Genomic DNA, 18,666 nt, shown 5'->3' with positions numbered 1-18,666 from the left:
AAGTATATCTAACACCAGCTTAATCATACCTATACAAAAAAAGAATCAAGCAAAAATGCTTGATTCTTAATTTACATGTTATTTAGTAGAAATTTGACTAAAATATTTTAGTCCTTTTTCTTCTTACTAATGAATAACATACCTGCTAAACCTAACAAAGTTAAACCTAGCACTTCTAATCCAACTTTATTTTCACCAGTTTGTGGAAGAGTCTTAGCCTTAGACTTAGTTATAGCTGAGTTGGCTGAAGTACTCTTAGAACTTGTGTTTAAATTGTCAGACTTATCAGTCTTAGTTGACTTGTCGGATTCTTTATTTGAATTAGTTTGTTCTGATGGACGAACAGTGGTTGTGTCTGTATTTTCATCACTTTCATTGTGAGTACCATTTTCATTATTGTTATTATCTGAATTAGTATCACCATGAGGAACAACAGTACTGTCGCCACCTTGGCTACCCTTGTTAGTATCATCATTGAATAATGGTTCACCAAGTTCATAACGCTTGATTGTTTGATCTGGTGTTAATTCCTTACTTGTACCATCTTCGAAAGTAATTGTAGTTGAGCCATCACCCTTAACATCGATGTTAGTAATTCCCTTATCAGTGTTTGACTTAGTGATGTTGGTCTTAACTGCTTCTTTTTGTTCATCAGTTAAGTCGCCATCACCCTTCACTGGTACCTTGTCGAAGTTAGAGTTGAAGTTCTTGTCTTCGCCTTCATTAAATAATGGTTCACCAAGTTCGTAACGCTTGATTGTTTGATCTGGTGTTAATTCCTTACTTGTACCATCTTCGAAAGTAATTGTGGTTGAACCGTCACCCTTAACGTCAATGTTAGTAATTCCCTTATCAGTGTTTGACTTAGTGATATTGGTCTTAACTGTTTCTTTTTGTTCATCAGTTAAGTCGCTATCACCCTTCACTGGTACCTTGTCGAAGTTAGAGTTGAAACTCTTGTCTTCGCCTGGGTTAGTCAATGGATCGATTAACTTGTAGCGGTTCACAGTTTCTTCTGGTGTAAAGGTGCTTTGAGTACCATCACTCATTGTTACAGTTGCTGTACCATCTGGCTTAACAGTTACATCTGTGATGTCCTTGTCTGGATTACCATCCTTGATGTTCTTAATTACTTCTACCTTTTCAGTATCAGTAATATCTCTGTCACCTTCAACTGGTACCTTCTTAATGTTGTGGTTCAAGTCTTCACTTTCACCATGGTTAATCAATGGATCACCTAATTTACTACTAATAATAGTTTGATCAGGTGTCAATTCCTTTTGTGTACCATCTTCAAAGGTTACGATGGTGCGGCCATTGTCCTTAACTTCTACAGTTGAGATGTTCTTGTCACCGTTAGTCTTCTTGATGTTTTTGGCTACTTGACCCTTTTCGTCATCAGTTAACTTATCTGCGTCCTTAACAGTAGTCTTGTCAAATGGGTTAAGGTCGGCATCTGCGTCACCTGTGTTAATCAACGGATCACCCGTCTTACTACTAATAATAGTTTGATCAGGTGTCAATTCCTTTTGTGTACCATCTTCAAAGGTTACGATGGTGCGGCCATTGTCCTTAACATCTACAGTTGAGATGTGCTTGTCACCATTAGTCTTCTTGATGTTTTTGGCTACTTGACCTTTTTCTTCATCAGTCAACTTATCTGCATCTTTTACAGTAGTCTTATCAAATGAGTTAAGGTCTGCGTCTGCGTCACCAGTGTTAGTCAATGGTTCACCTAATTTACTACTAATAATAGTTTGATCAGGTGTTAATTCTTTTTGTGTACCATCTTCAAAAGTTACGATGGTGCGGCCGTTGTCCTTAACATCTACAGTTGAGATGTGCTTGTCACCGTTAGTCTTCTTGATGTTTTCTGCTACTTTACCTTTTTCTTCATCTGTTAACTTATCTGCATCTTTTACAGTAGTCTTGTCAAATGAGTTAAGGTCTGTATCTGCTTCACCACTGTTAATCAATGGATCACCTAATTTACTACTAATGATAGTTTGATCAGGTGTCAATTCCTTTTGTGTACCATCTTCGTAAGTTACGATAGTGCGGCCATTGTCCTTAACTTCTACAGTTGAGATGTGCTTGTCACCATTAGTCTTCTTGATGTTTTTGGCTACTTGACCTTTTTCTTCATCTGTTAACTTATCTGCATCTTTTACAGTAGTCTTGTCAAATGGGTTGAGGTCTGTGTCTGCGTCACCAGTGTTAGTCAATGGTTCACCAATTTCATAACGTTTGATTGTTTGATCTGGCGTCAATTCCTTCTTACTGCCATCTTCAAAAGTTACAGTTGTTGAACCGTTACCCTTAACATCGATGTTGGTAATACCCTTGTCGGTGTTTTTCTTAGTAACGTTATCCTTAACTTCTTGCTTTTGCTTGTCAGTTAAGTCGGCGTCACCCTTCACTAGTACCTTATCGAAATTACTATTGAAGTTGTCGGCATCATTGGTAGTAACAATTACCGGTACATCTACAGACTTAGTGCTGCCATCTGGGAATGTAGCAATAATCTTACCTGAAAATTCTCCAACTGTATCTGTCTTTGGTGTATTTTCTGGGTCCCAACTGTATGTTGTTCCATTAGGCATATCTGCCTTATTAGTAATTACATCCTCAGCCTTTGGTAAATCCGCATTACGTTTTACAGAGACAGAGTCCGCTTTAGGATTATTTTCATCTCCGTCAGAAACAACCTTAACTGGTACAGTCACTTGATCTACAGATCCATCTTTATAAGTAACTTTAACCACACCAGTAGTTTCACCACTCTTAGAAACTTCTGGTTCTTTTGCCCAACTATATTCAGCATCAGTTGGCATGTCTTTACCATTCTTATCTTGCTTTTGAATACCATCTTCGGCTTTTGGAACTTGATTAATTCGAGTAGGAATTTCTTGTGACGCTGGATCAAATTGTTCTGATTGAGCTGGACGAACATTTACAGTTGTATCAAGAGTATCAGCACTACCATCTTCGTAAGTTACAACAACCTTTGCAGGAACTCCACCAGGAGTTTCTGTTGAAGGAACGGATTGCCAATCAATCTTGGTAATTGGGTAGTTATTTGAATCAACTGTGTCACTAGCCCTACCAGTTAAGTCTTCATTATGATCAACAGTTATTGGTTGAGTAGTTGGATTGTACTTATCGGCATCACTATTTACGTGGACAGTTACATTTACATCTTGAGTTGAACCATCTGGATAAGTTACATGAACTGTTCCAGGCTTGTCACCCCAAGTAGAAGTATCAGGTTTCTCAGTCCAAGTATACTCAGTATTTTCTGGAAGATCAGCTGTATTATCGATACTATCTTTTGCGACAGGATCTGTGCCTTTATCTACATTTACTGTCTTACCCTTAGCAGAATAAGTTTCATTATCTAATGGAGTTACTTTAACTGTTACATCTATAGGCTTAGTGCTGCCATCTGGGAATGTAGCAATAATTTTACCTGGGAATTCTCCAACTGTATCTGTCTTTGGTGTATTTTCTGGATCCCAGCTGTAGTGAGTATTAGCTGGATCCTTTTGAGCATCCTTATTAGTAATTACATCTTCAGCCTTTGGTAACTCTGCATTATGCTTTACAGTTATAGGATTTTCAGGAACTGGCGTTACAGCTTCGTCTGCATCACTAGCTACATTAACCTTAACTGGTACATCAACACTCTTATCACCAACAGTTACAGTAACTACACCAGCTTTATCACTTCCTGAAGTAGAAGTATCTGGAGTAGTCTTCCAGCTGTATGTTGCACCTTCTGGCAATTCAGCATTAGGGTTAATTGCACTCTTAGCTTCTTCAGCTGTAAAGTTGTGGTTCAAGCCGACTTTAACTGGATTGCCTGCTTCAATTACGTGAACGTTACCAGTTACTTGGGTACTATTGCCATCACTATAAGTTACAGTTACTGTGGCCTTCTTTACACCTGAAGTAGAAGTATCAATTGAATCATTCAAAGTTGGTGTTGTACCTTCTGGTAAAGCACCCTTATTAGCGATTAAATCACTAGGATTTACAGTTTCACCCTTAGCAACATAAGTATCTTGTCCCTTAGCAGCTTGTTCAACCAAATCACTATATGGAATCACCACATCTTGACCTTGACCTGCTGGATAAGTTACATGTAACCCATCTTCTTGGAATGAATCACGGGTAATTGGATTAAAGTTACCATGCTCATTAATAACCGGATCAGAGTTATTCTTCTTGATAATGCTAATTACTTGGTCTTTTTCATCATCAGTTAAGGAAGTAGGATTTTCTACTAAAACCTTAGGTCCAACTTTAATAGTTGTTACATCTCTTGGAACATAAACACTTGGATCATCAATTCCTGAACCGGTGTAGTTTACTCCACCAATATTGTCAACTACAACATTATCGCTATTTAAATCTGGGTTAGCTGTAGTAAATGCTGTCTTAATTGCTTCTTTATCAATTGGGAAAGTAGTTGTGCCATTTTCATTCTTAGCTTGAACAATTTGACGCACTGGAGCTTGGACAGTTATTTTATCAACTTTTACTGGTAAGTCTACTGCTGAACCATCACTATATGTAAGCTTGATATTACCATCAGAATCAATTGTAACTGTTGGCTTTCCATCAGAAGCAGGGTTGGCATTCGCTATTGCAGTCTTAACAGCTTCTTTGTCCTCATCAGATAATTGTTTCTTATTATTAACAATTGTTCTTTCAGATGGGATATTCACTACTACAGTATCAGCAACAGTCTTTTTGGCAACTAAGTCAGTCAATTTAGTCTGAGGGCTGCCGTCTTGGAAGGTAACTGGAGTGTCACCATTACTTTCAACGATATTGATAATATCAACACCATTGAATTTAGTATTTGGATTTGCGGCTTTAATTGCATCCCAAACCTTAGACTTTTCAAATGGAGTTAGACTAGAAACATTATCAACCTTAACCTTATTAGGAACGTTGATTACTGTATCTGGTGCAGAAATAGTTGTTGTAATAGTCTTGGTTACTTCCTTAGTAGTAACTTGAACATTTGGATCATGCATATCTCCACCAGCTACTGGAGTTGGCACATTGTAAGTTACTATTTCAGTCATAGTAACTGAACCATCATCGTTAACAGTTACTTCTGCATTAGGATTTGCAGTTTTAACTGCAGTTGCAACCTTATCCTTTTGAGTATTATTCAAAGCTGCAGTAGGATTATTACTACGTTCACTTAACTTAATCTGAGTCTTTTCAGGATATTTAGCAACAACTACAGATAATGGAATTGTAGTCTTTGAATTATCAGGATAGATTGCAGTGATTGTTGGATTGCCACTTTCATCAGTTCCATATTCATAACTTTGAACTTTTGGATTGTTCTTTCTAAGACTGTTTTCAATCTGAGCCTTGTCATTGTCAGTTAACATAGCTGGATCAGTTACTAAAGTCTTAGAAGTTACTTCTAATGGATAAACCATGTTGTTAACGATTTGTGCAGTAAGCTTCTCACCTGGAATAGTAATTGAACGCGTACCATCTGTGAAGCTAACCTTGGCCATATCTTCTGCCTTACCGTTAGTACCTACTGAAATCTTAGTAGTATCCACATTAACGTTACCCTGCTTAAGAACTTCAGTAACTGCTTGAACTTCACCAGAATCTAATTTTTCTTGATCCTTAACACCAATTCTAGTTGAAATATTAAAAGTAGTCTTGTCTGCAGGAATAGTTGCAATCTCGTTACCATTATCATCATAAACAGTAATATCACCACTAGCATGTGCTTGTACATGATCAGAAGCAATGTTTGGATTGTCCTTTAAGAATGCATCCTTCATAGCTTGCTTTTCGCCATCGTCTAAACGATAAATTGGCACTAATTTACCAGTTTCATCAGCTTTATTCCCCTTATTTTCAACAACAGTTCTAAGTGGAATTGTTACAGCCACATCATCCATAGTTAATTGTTGAGTTGTACCATCTGGCAAAGTGGCAGAAACAACGTTATTCCCATTGCTATCTTTTTCTACATTCACATCTGATAAATATGTTGTCCCGCCAGACATATTAGCATCTTCAACATTTTGAATAATTTGACTAATTTCTGCAGGTGTCAAATTAGATTTATCAACAACAGGAGTCAAAGTTGATGGCTTATTTAAAGTTTCATTTTGGTATACCAATAAATCGCCCGCAACCTTAGTCTTAGATCCGTTATCAGTAAATGAAACAGTCGCTGTACCATCATCAGCAATTACACTAGAGTCAGAAATATCTAGATTTAACTTCTTAATAGCCGTTAAAACAGCTTTCTTTTCATCAGAAGTCAAGTGCTTCTTATCAGCAACAACGGTTCTCTTAGGTACCTTTAAAGTTGTTTGATCTGTAGTCAAGGTTGCAGTATTACCACTATCATCAGTTAATAAAACACTACCATCATTATTAACTTGAGCAGTGTAGCCCTTGTTAGCAGCTTCTGCAGTAGATTTTACATTAGTCTTTTCTGAATCATTCAAAGTGTAGTCGGGATTAGTCCAATTATTAGCCTTATTAGATACAGCTGTTCTAGCTGGAATGTAGACAATAGTATCACTTACTGGAATGGTTTCAGTTACACCGCTATCACCATAAGTTACAATAACCTTGCCATTATTTTGGTCAACAGTAGCAGAGGTTACCCCACGATCTTTATTAGCTTCAACTACTTTATCAATAATTGATTGCTTTTGATCATTAGTTAAATTATCTGGATCACCAACAGCTGTTTTTGCTTTAGGAGCCACTGCGTCGGCATAGATTAAGTTAGAGTTAACTACATCTAAAGTAGGGTTACCTTCACTAAAGCTAAGAGTTGAAGTAGAGTTGTATCCATTATTAATAGTTGTATTATTCCAATCAAATAGAATATTAGGATTATCCTTAGTTAATTGATCCTTAATATTTTGTTTATCTTGATTAGTTAAGTTATTTGGATCTGCAACTTTGACTAACTTCTTAACAAAGACAGTTGTATATTTAGCGTCTAGTTTTCCTTGGCTATATACTAATCTCTTTGAATCATTGTTAGCAGAAATAGTATATGTAACATTTCCACTACTGTCTCTACTAAAAGTAAATAGATAATCTACACCATCTAAAATACCCTTATTTTGAATAGATTCTTGGAAGGCGGCTTTATAGACATCGTCCCCTACTGAAATTACAGTTTCACCAACTGGAACCAAAACTCGCTTAGGGTAGTTAATTGTATATTGGTTAGCACGTACTCCATCAAGAGTTAATACTTGACCGTCAGAATATTTAACAGTTACACCTGTATTATTGGCGCCGAAACCAACCTCAGTAGCACCATCATTAGCATCCTTAAATAATTGCTTAACTTGATCAAGTTCTGAACTAGTTAAATTAGTTTGATCTTTTACCCAAACTAGCCCATAAGGTGGAATAATGCTTTGGTGAATACTTTCAAAAACAGTCTTAGTACCAGGAACAGTAATAGCTTTTGAGCCATCAGCAAAAGTTACACTTGCAGTACCATCTGAAGCAACAGAAGCTGAAGTAAATCCATCTGAAATTGTCTTATTAGCAGACTTTAAGTTATCTACAACTTTTTGCTTTTCTTCTGCTGTGATATTGGTCTTATTCTTAACTAATACTGGGTTAGGAATATTAATAATAGTTTGAGCTGGTGTCAAAGTAGCTGTTTGGTAAACTCCTGAAGCAGAAGTTCTTGAAACAGTTACTGACCCATCATATTTATCATCAGTTTGGTTTACTTTTACACCTAACTTAGCACTAGCATTTGCAGCATTAACCTTAGCACTGATAGTGCCTGCTTCGTCATCTGTAATTGTATAAGTAGTAGCACCAGAATCTTGGAAAATCATAGTTTTAGCTGGAACTTGAACTACTAAGTCATTATAAGAAACAGAATTAGTTGACCCATCAGCATAAGTTAAAGTAGCTACTTGATCAATATCACTGTAAGTAACATCAGTAACATTTGAATTGGCACCCTTGATTAAGCCGGTTACCTTAGTTGTTGAAGCCGCATCTTGGCTTAAGTTAGTCTTGTCATTAACGACAGTTAAAGTTGCAGGAGCTTGCGCAGGATACTTGGCATTATCCTTATCAGCATTAGCAACAGTAATTACATATTGTTTGCTACTTGCATCATAACTAGTAGTTGCCTTAAAGCCAGCCTTTTCAAGGTCAGCTAAATTATTAATCTTTAAGTTTAAGTACTTGCTTCCACTATCTGCAGTTGGGTTAAGTGCCTTATCAATCTTAGCTTGCATTTCAGCTGTATCATTACTATAAGCAAATGATTCTGAAATGTAGTAGTTCTTTTGAACAGCCCCAGTAGTTGGAACCACACTATCAGTTACTGAACTAACACTTGAGTTAGTATTACCAGTAACATCAGCTAATGATGACTTAGTCAAAGTATAGTTAACAGCTGGAATAGTAGTTGTAGCTCCAGTAGTGGCATTCTTAACAACCACATTAACTTGAGCAGTGGCTGCATCTAATGAATCACTAGTAATTACCTTACCAGAACTTACCCCACTTGAAGCAGCTTGCATCAAGTGAATATCAGTATTAGTCTTGGCAGCTTGTCCTCTAGTAGCACCACCATCTGCATTTTGAGGGACACCTTCATTCCCTAAAGCAATCACACCACTATATGTAGAAACCTTTTCACCACTAGGTTTTGTGTAAAAGGTAACAGTCCATGTGGCACCAGCATGATCATCTAACAGCTTGGAACCTTGGGTTCTAAATAAGATTCCATAGCCAAAGTCATTGACATCAATAGCAGGATTTTTATTACCCCACATATTTTGGTTTTGATTCTTATTGGCATTATTTTCATCCATTTTGAATGCTTTTTGCCAGTAAGAACTACCATGTCCATCCTTATCAATTCCACTATTGAAACCATGGACGTTGTCATAGTTAGTACTGTCTCTTGGGACAATACCATATGAATCCATGTAAAGAGCACGGTCATTCAGAACTTTTGAACGTTGAGCTGCAGAACTTGAATTAGTAAAGGCTGTTATACTACTTGTTACAAAACCAGTAGCAAAATTAATAGGTGTCTTACCACTACTTAGGTAAGTAGCTGCAACACTAGGATCACTAGCAATCCATCTATTAATCGCTGCTTGATCATATGCAGCATAACTTTGTGAACCTTCACCATTAATATATGTAGTTGCACTCTTAACTTTAACGCCACCTAAACTTGCTACATCAGAACGCAAAGTTTCATTAATAGTAAATAAATGACCGTTCGCATCTTTGACAACCTCATTATCTTTGGAAATAACAAGTGCATAGGCTCCACTATCTGCATGGTTAACAATATTGTTCAAGTAGTATTTACCATCAGGCAAGAAAGTTACGGTCCATTTAGTAGTACCATTAGCTTGTGCTTCTTGAGTAATCTTATAATTCTTAGTCATATCAGAAGCCCAGCCCCAGTTTTGTGGACCCCCGGCAAAAATCTTACCAGGATTTACTTGACTATTTTGTCGCATGTAATCCATGCCTTTAGCTTGATCAATATTAGTAGTCGCAGCGCTACTCATGCTAGATTGACGTGTGTTATTAACGTAAGTTTGAGCATTATCACTGCTGTCAGTAATATTACTTTTATCAGAAGTATTTTGATAACTAGGTGTTGTTACTTCATTAGCATCTAATGCATTACTTGAAGATGAGGAACTAGCCGGACTAGTTACCCCCCCATTTTGAGTATCTGCTTGAACTACTTGGGCATTATTGACAAAGGTAACTCCAAGTAAGACAGATACTACCCCAATAGATAATTTTCTTAGTGAGAAGCGTTGTTTTTCATCAAACATGTTTCTCATGGTAATCCCCCCTAATAAAGTTGATGTTTTCACAATATGATAAATATTATAATGGATTACAATTACAAATTGTTGATTTTTGTTATTAAATAACTAATATTTTATAACAAGCGCTTTTTAGGATTATATTACTAATTCTCACTAAAGTTTCTTCTAAATTACTCATTATAGAAATAACTATATATGGGCATTTATGTTCTAATACATAATATAAAAATATAAAATAACAAATTTAGAGTTACTGTGTACTTATATATAAATTTATAAAAAAACATTAATTCCTTACAGTTTTTAGCAGCTTAATTTGACAACTATCAGTCTAAAAAAGCGAATCAAACTAAAAGTTTGATTCGCTTAAAACTAACAACTTAACTAATATGACTAATATTTCGTCCACTAGCTAATTCAAAATTATACTTCAAGATTCCTCTTTCTAAATCTGCATATGGACTATCAGTAACTTTTAAACTTACAAGATGATTTTGATAGCTAAAGATAAAATTTTGTCGATTAAATGCTGTTGGTGCTAGCAATGCAGCATATACTCCAGCTAAGTACCAAGATGGATATTCTCCTGGAGTTACAACTTCCGTTATATCTTTGATCTTGTGAGCTAGAGGTTCCGTTTGGGCATAACCAAATTCAATGATAGCTTGTACTGGAAGATGATATCTTTTTTCAAGCTTACGCTTATTAAAAGTATCACCAATAAACCAGCTATCAACGCCCATAGTCTTTAAATATAGCATTAAGTCTGCTCCAACATAGCCTAATGTTTGTTGACTTTCCTGATTTCCAGTTAATACGATATAATTCTTAGCATTTTTAGCATAAAAGAATTTCAGATACCAAGGAATAGCATCAGCTTGCCCTTCAACTATCTTAATATGAACACCATATTTTTTATTTAAAAAGGCCACCCGTTCATAAAGAGCATCAAGTTTATTGACAGCAACTGCATCCTTTTTGAACTTGCGTACAGTCCGGCGTTTTTTAGTTGCTCCAATCATTGTTTTGACTTCAGCTACCCGGCTAGCTTCATAATTAGTCTGAAATTCTGCTAATAAGTTATCAAAAGACAACTTATCTAACTCCTCCTGCCAGCGAACAGGCTTAGTTTTAGCAAGCAAGGCAAAATTATGTAAACATTTCTTTCCTAAATCACTAATGACAAGACTAGTATCATCTTTTTTGACCCAACCTAATCCCATCAAATTAAATATATACTTACCATTTGCAGGGCCAAAATCATAGCTATCTGTTCCATATTTAACTGAAACAGTCCCATCATCATTAACGCTAAGCAAATTAGGTTGACTTGAACAAATATCAACAATTTTCAACCAAACAAATTGAATCCATTTTAAGTTTCGCTTACCCTGTCGAAAATTAGTTTGCTTCAACTTCTTAACAATTTTATCCCGATCTTGTGAATCAAGTTCAATTGGAATTATGGCAGTAAAAAATTCAGTCTCACTATCATTTAATTCAGCAGTTAACAGTACTGAATATAAGCCACTTTGATCAAAATACTGAACAATCACTCTCTTCCCCGTCAAGCGAGCAACTGTTAAAATATCAAACTTTGCTCCTAAATATCGATTGACGTTGTCCAAAACAAAATCTTGCCAGGCAGCATCATTTTTAAATTTAAAAATTGAATCTGGACGCAACTCTTTAGTTATCTGACTAAACTTACGGTCAAGAGGTGTGCTATAGCCACGGACTAACTTTTTAGCAAGTTTTGAATTTGAGGTCATTAAGTTCTTCTTATAAATTGATGGCTTGCCATAAAGTAAGTTATCCTTATTAAAATAACTTAAGATATCTTCCCAGTCATATAAGTCGCTAAAATCATTTTTGCGATCAAAAAGTTTACCCAAATCTAACAAATCATTGCCAGATGGTGTCACATATAATGAATTTGTATCGGCCCGATTGATTAACCGCAAGTGTTCAAGTAGATGCATTTTCTTAACCAAAACTGGATCAATGATAATCTTAGGATATGAACGCGCATGACGCTGAAGGCGAATTTCATTTTTATAAAGGTAAAAGTTAGTATGATGACTTTTAGAAGTACTGCTTTGAATCATCCGCAAAAGAAGGAGTTCGATTTTACCAAAGGGATGCGAACTAGCCAAGTTATTTAAGTCTAACTTTTGCAAAGCCTGATAAATATCTCTAATTTGCAAAGGTGGCCGGTAACTAATTTCATTATAACCTTGAATATAACGATAACTGCTCGGATGATCAGAGATTCTAAAAGCATATATCCGCTCTTGACGATAAAGGTAAACATAGTAGCTATTTCCCATCAAACTATTACTTGAAGAAAAAGCCACCACATGCCAATTCTCTTCTTCAGTAAAAAATGCTTCAAAAGCCTGCTTAACTTCTGCATTAATCGCTTCCATCAATAATCTCCTCGCTAGTATTTGTACCTATTATAATACAGCAAGACATTAAAATACCAAAAAACCTCATCTCGAAACGAGATAAGGTTCATCTTATTTATCAACATAATAATTAATCCAAAAAGATATCGGAATTGCTACGAAAATAGCAATTAACCATCCTTCTTCTTTTAAAACTTCATAACCAAACATACTGATTAAAAATGCAACGCTCCAAAGAATCCCTTGCATTGTCCGTTTTTTCAATGCTTTTTGATGACTATCTTCATCTTTATCTTTGGGAATAAATGCTTCATTACCGACTAAATAGTCAATTGAAACATTAAATAATTGACTAAGTTGGCGTAATTTTAAAATATCAGGTACACTCTCACCAGTTTCCCACTTTGATACTGATTGGCGAGACACATTAAGTTTTGCCGCAAGATCTTCTTGTGACATCTGCGCTTCAAGTCTTAAGCTCTTGAGACGTTGACTAATCTCATTCATGATAGCTAGCTCCTTTTAAATTTGATAAGCAAATTATATTGCTCATTTCGGTTGCACACTACCAACTATACCTGATTTTTGCGCACTTTTCAGTTGCAACTATTGCTCGGGGAATGAATTAAATTATTTAAAACTAAGCAATCCAGTCAAAAGTCCAATAATTCCTGCAATTGCCATTAGTGCAATCACACACCACCAGAACCATTCAACTTTGCTTAACTTTAAACCTTTTTCTTTTTTGCCTTGGTAAAAGAAACCAAATCCAGTCATCCAAATAATGGCACCTAGCAATAAATATCGCAATCCGGCTCCAAAAATCATAAACAAAGTAAACACTGTTGCCAAAATTGCATAAATAGCTGAAGTCAGTCGCTTATAAGTAGGCAAGTTCTTAAAGCCTATTCCCATAACAACACTCTTTAAAGCGTAAAGACTAGCAAAGAAATATGGTACAATCGCCATCGAAGTTGAGAACTTAAGTAGGACTGCATAGCCTGCTGAATATAGTCCGGCGATAATCATCAATACTTGAGTTAAACCGGTCGTTACTAATAATGCATTCTTAGGGGCTTCTGCTTCATTAAGTTCAGCAAGCCATTTAGCTCCTGAGCCACCACGCCCAGCTACTCTTAATTGTTCACTACATAAGTTAACCCATGCAATCAAAGCACCAACCACAGAAACAATCAAGCAAATATAAATCAACCATCCGCCCCAAGGTCCAACCATGTGCTCCATTAGGCCAGCAACTGATGGATCATGAAGCTTAGAGATTTTATTTGGAGCAAGTAACCCCAATGATAAGACTGAAGTACCGACCAAAAGGATAATAACAAAAAGTGCACCTAAGTTGGTAGCTTTAGCTACATCACTTAATTTCTTAGCTCTAGTAGCAAAAATGGTTCCTGATTCAATTCCGATTAAAGTCCACATTGCAGAAAGCAAAACCGACTTTGATTGATCAAATATCGAAACATGTAGCCAATGATTTGAAGCTACATCAAACACAGCCGTTGATGAAAAATGTGCTAAGAAAATATGGGGTGAGAAATTCAAAATTGCCAAAATAATAAACATTGCAATCGGAATAACTTTTGCAATTGTTGTAATGTTATTCATCACCGTTGAAGTTTTAATTCCTTTTAAAACCAATCCGGTAACAATCCAAAGTAGAATTGATGCTCCGATAATTGATGGCCAAGTTGTCCCATTACCAAATATTTGCAAAAAACTGAAGCCACCAAGCGCTGAAAAAATAACGGTTAGATATGAAGCATTACCAATGGCATCACCAATACCATGACCATAGTTAGCAATAAAACCACCCATATCACCAAAAAGATGTTTAGACCAACCATGAATACCATCATCGATTTCAGGTTGTTGCAAAGTCAAATTTCGATACACACCCGCCAATGAAAACATTCCAAGGGCTACAATTGCCCAACCAATTAAAATACCTTCTGGATTGGCTCCAGCAGTTAACGTCGCAGGTAAGGCAAAAATACCTGACCCTATAGTTCCGCCAACAATTAATCCAGTTAAGCCACCAAGCCCAACTTTGTTTTTAACATGTTGTTCTTCCATATTTCACTAACTCCTAGTTTTAAATATAGTTATCGGTACAAATTATCGATATCTTATTTCTAAAACAAATTATAGTAAGCGCTTTTATTATCTATCATTTTACTTCAAGTTTTAACAAATAAAATTTGAAAAAGTCGCAAAATATGACTTTTATCTTCAAACCCCAACTTTTTTGACTTCTTTAAGCTTCAAAATCACTCAAAACTAATTTGTTAGTTTTGATTTTTGGCATTGATAATAATAATTAATCCAAGCAGATACCGGAATTGCAAAAATTAACAATACGCCTGCTCGCCCATCTTCAAAAAACATAATTAGTAACATAACGATTGCAACGCAAGCTGACCACAAAATCACTTGTAAAGCATTTCGCTTTTTCCGTAAAATTTGTTCATTAATCTTAATGCTTTCTGATTTTGAGTTCCCTACTAAATAATCTAAGCTTACTCCATAAATTTTACTTAACTCCGTAAGTTTTTCTATATCTGGCATTGAATCACCCAGTTCCCATTTTGAAATAGATTGTCTTGATATCTTTAATCTACTAGCTACTTCTTCTTGAGATAAATTATTAGCTTCTCTCAAATTTTTTAGACGTTCATTTAAGTTGTTCATTTTTTATTCTCCTATATCAAAAATCTAAATGCATTTTATCGCACTCACTAGTTGCACACCAGCACTTATACAGCTTTTCTACGCTCGTCACAGTTGCATATTTGTTATTTTTGACTAATCAGTCAAAAATAACTATAATAAAATCATGGGAAGAAAAAAGAAATATAATTCAAATGAAGTGATAGAAGCAATAACATCTGTTTTCTTACAGTATGGCTATGAAGCTACTTCTCTTGACGATTTAGTAAAAGCAACTGGTTTGTTAAGAGGAAGTTTATATTCTGAATTCGGCAGTAAACGTGGTATGTTTTTAGCTGTTCTTCAGAATAATATGAAACAAGCTAAGGATGGTGAAAAAACAACTCACTTAATGCTTGTAGCAATGCTTGAGTTAAGCAGACGTGACAAAGAAATTCATACTCTAATACAAGATTGGTGTCAAAGTTTTTCAAATAAGGAATTAGAGTTGCTCTTAGGTAAAAAGTTGCTTTCTATTGCAAAAATCGAGAGGTATTAAAAATGAGAAATAAGCTAAGTATTGAAAATAACAATTTAATAGTCGAGCCCCAAGGTTTAGATAAACTTTGGTCTCTCAAAAATAAATTAGTTATCCCCCTAAACCATATCGCTGGTGCAACATTAGATAACACCATTCTTTTTGATAAAAAAGGATTACGTTCTCCTGGTACTGCAGCTTTGGGCTATTATGCCGGTAGCTTTCATTATAATAACGAAATAAACTTTTATAACGCAAAAAAAGGTAGCGACATCATCGTGATTCAATTAAAAGGGGAACACTACAATCGTTTGGTTTTATCAGTTGATAATCCTCATGAATGGGTCGATAAAATTAACAACTTATAACCAAAAACGGCACTTCAAACGAAGTGCCGTTTTTATCAACCTAACTTATCTTTTAAATCTAAACTCTTAGTAAAAATAATATATCCGATGATGAATGTAATTACATCAGAAGCAGCTTGAGCCCAGATAATTCCATGTAAACCTAAAATGTGTTCTAAAAACATCATCGCAGCAAAATAGACAATGCCTTGACGAGCAAGCGACATAATCAAAGCTCCCCAGGCATTACCAATTGACTGAAAGACCGTCGTGTAAACCATAATTACCCCAGCCAAAGGAGTAGTAATCAAAGTAGCAAATAACATATAACTACCTGAATTAACAATTGCAGTATCATTCATAAACAACCCAACAATTGTATGAGCGAAAATAATTAATATGAGCGCTGAAACTGCTGCATAGACTACTTGAACCAAAATATCAAAATATAACGCCGCTTTCAATCTCTTCCAGTTCTTAGCGCCGTAGTTATAGCCAATTAAAGGTTGTGACCCAAAAGTAAATCCAACAATTGCTAGAATTACAATGCTATAAATCTTTTGGGTAATTCCCATAGCCGCAACTTCTTTAGCGCCATAAGCTGCTAAAGTACTGTTAAGCAGCGCCATACCAAAAGTATTAGCAAATTGATTTACCGAACTAGGAATTCCAATCGCAATTACTTCATTGAACAAGTATCGTTCAACTTTAATGAATTTCAGCTTAGCATTAATAAATTTTGCTCGTTTAATCATGTAATAAAACAAAACAGTGTCTGTTACGATAAAACCAATTAAATTAGCAGTTGCAACTCCAGTTGCTCCCAGCTTAAAGACAAACAAAAAGATAGGATCTAAAATAATCGCAATCACAGTCCCTGAGATTGAACCAACCATGGCTTCTAAGGCTAAGCCTTCAGTTCTGAGTAAATTCTGCGGAATTAAGGAACACATGATAAAAACTGCCCCAATTGCAAATACCCGATAAAATTCGGCCGCATCAGCATAAGTACTTGCACGAGCACCAAAAAGCCACAGAATTTGCTTTTCAAAGATTAGTAAGATTATTGTCAAAAGAAAGCTCGCAATAATCCCAGCATAAATTGAAAAACTACTTACTCGCCTTGCTTTTTCATATTTTTTCTCACCAAATAAACGAGAAATTACACTACTGCCGCCAAGTCCCAGGATATCAGAAAAGGCAATTAAAAAGTTGATTAGTGGCGTGCTAATAGTTACTGCAGCAACTAAGTTAGCATCTCCAGTCTTGGCGACAAACATCGTATCAGCTAGGTTATACACCATTGTCGTAATCATCCCTAAAACAACTGGAAAAGCTAACTTAAAATAGACTTGTCTAATAGGTGCTTTAGCAAATAATTCATTCATAACTTTTTTCATTCCTCCTAAAAAGGCTAATATCCATTATAAGAAGAATTTTTAAGAAATTGTAGTTTTTTTAAAAATAAAAAGGTGCAATACCTTTATGATATTGCACCTTTTATATCAAAGATTAACTAATCTTCTTTTTTCTTCTTTAACAACGCTACTCCTGCAAGGCCAAGTAAAGCCATACCTAAAACTGATAAAACAGATTCTTCATTCTTTTCACCAGTTTGTGGTAACTTATCAGCATTTACTTGATCAAACTTGTTTGCATGGCGACTTGAATTGTTATTCAAGTTTCTGTTTCCAGAAGTTTGACTCTTACTATTGTTAGTAGTATTTGCCTTATTTGCATTAGCATTTGAGTTACTGTTGTTAGAGTTGTTATCAGTAGCTGAATTGTTATTGTTATCTGATTTAGAGTTGTTATCGTCAGAATTATTGCCTGAATCATTACCAGAATCGTGGTTTACAACAACCTTAGTTACTGAAATAGTAATGTCTTTCTTTGAACCATCTGGGAATTCAACTGTAGCAGGGATACCTTTAGTTTCTCCTGGCTTCATTTGATCAACAGTTTCTTGAGCACCTTTACCCCACTTAGTGTGAGTACCTGAAGGTAAGTCCTTCAAGTTCTTAATGCCTTCGTCAGCAGCTGGCAACTTACCATGATCGTCAGTCTTAACTGGTTGAGTTTCAACACCATAAGTATCAGCATCACTCTTTGGAGCTGGAGTTGGGGTTGGTGTAGGGGTTGATTTAGGACGAGTTACTGTTACTTGAACAGTTTGTGGGCCCTTACCTGGAATAGTTACAACTACTGGTACAGTTGTACTTTCTCCTGGCTTCAAGCCTTTAGCCTTATCTTTAGCTCCTTCACCCCAGTCAACCTTAGTATCCTTTGGCAAATCTGGTAAGTTCTTAATTGCTTCCTTAGCATCAGGTAAATTACCATCATTGTCAGTGTTGACACCTTGAGTTTCTGGATCTACTGGAGTTGGGGTTGGTTTAGGACGAGTTACTGTCACTTGAACAGTTTGTGGACCCTTGCCTGGAATTGTTACAACTACTGGTACAGTTGTACTTTCACCTGGTTTCAGGCCTTTAGCCTTTTCACTTGCACCGTCACCCCATTTAACATCAGTACCTGAAGGTAAGTCTGGTAAGTTCTTAATTGCTTCCTTAGCATCTGGTAATGAACCATCTTCGTTAGTATTGACATCTTGGCCTTCTGGCTTAGTGTCGTCATCATCACCCTTTTCGTAAACAGTCTTTTCACCTGGAATAGTTACATCGTGACCATTTACTTTGCCGTGGAAAGTACCATCTTCATCTACTGAAATGTCAGTAATGTCTTTTCCTGGGTTGGCATCCTTCACATTCTTGATGACTTTGTCCTTATCTTCTGGGGTAATGTGATCCTTATCCTTGACTGGGACCTTAGTTGTTGGATCATTCAAG

Annotated in this window: 9 protein-coding genes; 2 read left to right on the top strand and 7 right to left on the bottom strand. The window is 35.9% G+C overall.

Annotation, left to right across the window (positions count from 1 at the left end; all coding sequences use genetic code 11):
• Nucleotides 1–107: 107 nt before the first annotated feature.
• The 5 genes from H628_RS07880 to H628_RS0103430 all read right to left on the bottom strand — a co-directional run bounded on the left by H628_RS07880 (nucleotide 108) and on the right by H628_RS0103430 (nucleotide 14,977).
• Nucleotides 108–9,869, bottom strand: a complete 9,762-nt coding sequence (locus H628_RS07880; protein ID WP_034538213.1) for a Rib/alpha-like domain-containing protein — start codon at nucleotides 9,867–9,869, stop codon at nucleotides 108–110.
• Between the two features lie 368 nt (nucleotides 9,870–10,237).
• Nucleotides 10,238–12,286 carry a nitroreductase family protein gene (locus H628_RS07425; RefSeq protein ID WP_051237959.1) on the bottom strand — a complete coding sequence of 683 codons (2,049 nt, stop codon included), beginning with the start codon at nucleotides 12,284–12,286 and terminating at the stop codon, nucleotides 10,238–10,240.
• Between the two features lie 93 nt (nucleotides 12,287–12,379).
• A complete protein-coding gene (locus H628_RS0103440) occupies nucleotides 12,380–12,775 on the bottom strand; it encodes a helix-turn-helix domain-containing protein (RefSeq protein WP_027825212.1) in 396 nt (131 codons plus the stop codon).
• Nucleotides 12,776–12,898: 123 nt separating this feature from the next.
• Complete coding sequence (locus H628_RS0103435; RefSeq protein ID WP_027825211.1) at nucleotides 12,899–14,362, bottom strand: amino acid permease; 1,464 nt, start codon at nucleotides 14,360–14,362, stop codon at nucleotides 12,899–12,901.
• A 204-nt stretch (nucleotides 14,363–14,566) separates the two neighbouring features.
• Complete coding sequence (locus H628_RS0103430) at nucleotides 14,567–14,977, bottom strand: helix-turn-helix domain-containing protein (RefSeq protein ID WP_027825210.1); 411 nt, start codon at nucleotides 14,975–14,977, stop codon at nucleotides 14,567–14,569.
• A gap of 145 nt (nucleotides 14,978–15,122) precedes the next feature.
• Between H628_RS0103430 and H628_RS08020 the strand changes: the two genes are divergently transcribed.
• Both H628_RS08020 and H628_RS0103420 read left to right on the top strand, forming a co-directional pair.
• On the top strand, nucleotides 15,123–15,494 hold the full coding sequence (locus tag H628_RS08020; RefSeq protein WP_027825209.1) for a TetR/AcrR family transcriptional regulator: 372 nt from the start codon (nucleotides 15,123–15,125) through the stop codon (nucleotides 15,492–15,494).
• 2 nt (nucleotides 15,495–15,496) lie between these two features.
• The gene (locus H628_RS0103420) at nucleotides 15,497–15,841 is read left to right on the top strand and encodes a PH domain-containing protein (protein ID WP_027825208.1); all 345 of its coding nucleotides are present in this window, start codon (nucleotides 15,497–15,499) and stop codon (nucleotides 15,839–15,841) included.
• A 35-nt stretch (nucleotides 15,842–15,876) separates the two neighbouring features.
• On the opposite strand, the gene H628_RS0103415 is transcribed toward H628_RS0103420, so the two are convergent.
• Together H628_RS0103415 and H628_RS0103410 are read right to left on the bottom strand one after the other, a co-directional pair.
• On the bottom strand, nucleotides 15,877–17,208 hold the full coding sequence (locus H628_RS0103415; protein WP_027825207.1) for an MATE family efflux transporter: 1,332 nt from the start codon (nucleotides 17,206–17,208) through the stop codon (nucleotides 15,877–15,879).
• 128 nt (nucleotides 17,209–17,336) lie between these two features.
• Nucleotides 17,337–18,666: Rib/alpha-like domain-containing protein (locus H628_RS0103410; protein ID WP_027825206.1), on the bottom strand; the 1,330-nt coding region annotated here is incomplete at its 5' end.

Origin of the sequence: Lactobacillus psittaci DSM 15354 (genome assembly GCF_000425905.1) — a bacterium.
GTDB classification, from domain to species: domain Bacteria; phylum Bacillota; class Bacilli; order Lactobacillales; family Lactobacillaceae; genus Lactobacillus; species Lactobacillus psittaci.
The sequence above is the reverse complement of the archived record's forward strand: the minus strand, read 5'-3'. Positions and strand labels throughout refer to the sequence as shown.

Coding starts and splice junctions, on each gene's coding strand:
- H628_RS07880 (WP_034538213.1), bottom strand. CDS start 9,869: ATGAGAAACATGTTTGATGAAAAACAACGCTTCTCACTAAGAAAATTA.
- H628_RS07425 (WP_051237959.1), bottom strand. CDS start 12,286: ATGGAAGCGATTAATGCAGAAGTTAAGCAGGCTTTTGAAGCATTTTTT.
- H628_RS0103440 (WP_027825212.1), bottom strand. CDS start 12,775: ATGAATGAGATTAGTCAACGTCTCAAGAGCTTAAGACTTGAAGCGCAG.
- H628_RS0103435 (WP_027825211.1), bottom strand. CDS start 14,362: ATGGAAGAACAACATGTTAAAAACAAAGTTGGGCTTGGTGGCTTAACT.
- H628_RS0103430 (WP_027825210.1), bottom strand. CDS start 14,977: ATGAACAACTTAAATGAACGTCTAAAAAATTTGAGAGAAGCTAATAAT.
- H628_RS08020 (WP_027825209.1), top strand. CDS start 15,123: ATGGGAAGAAAAAAGAAATATAATTCAAATGAAGTGATAGAAGCAATA.
- H628_RS0103420 (WP_027825208.1), top strand. CDS start 15,497: ATGAGAAATAAGCTAAGTATTGAAAATAACAATTTAATAGTCGAGCCC.
- H628_RS0103415 (WP_027825207.1), bottom strand. CDS start 17,208: ATGAATGAATTATTTGCTAAAGCACCTATTAGACAAGTCTATTTTAAG.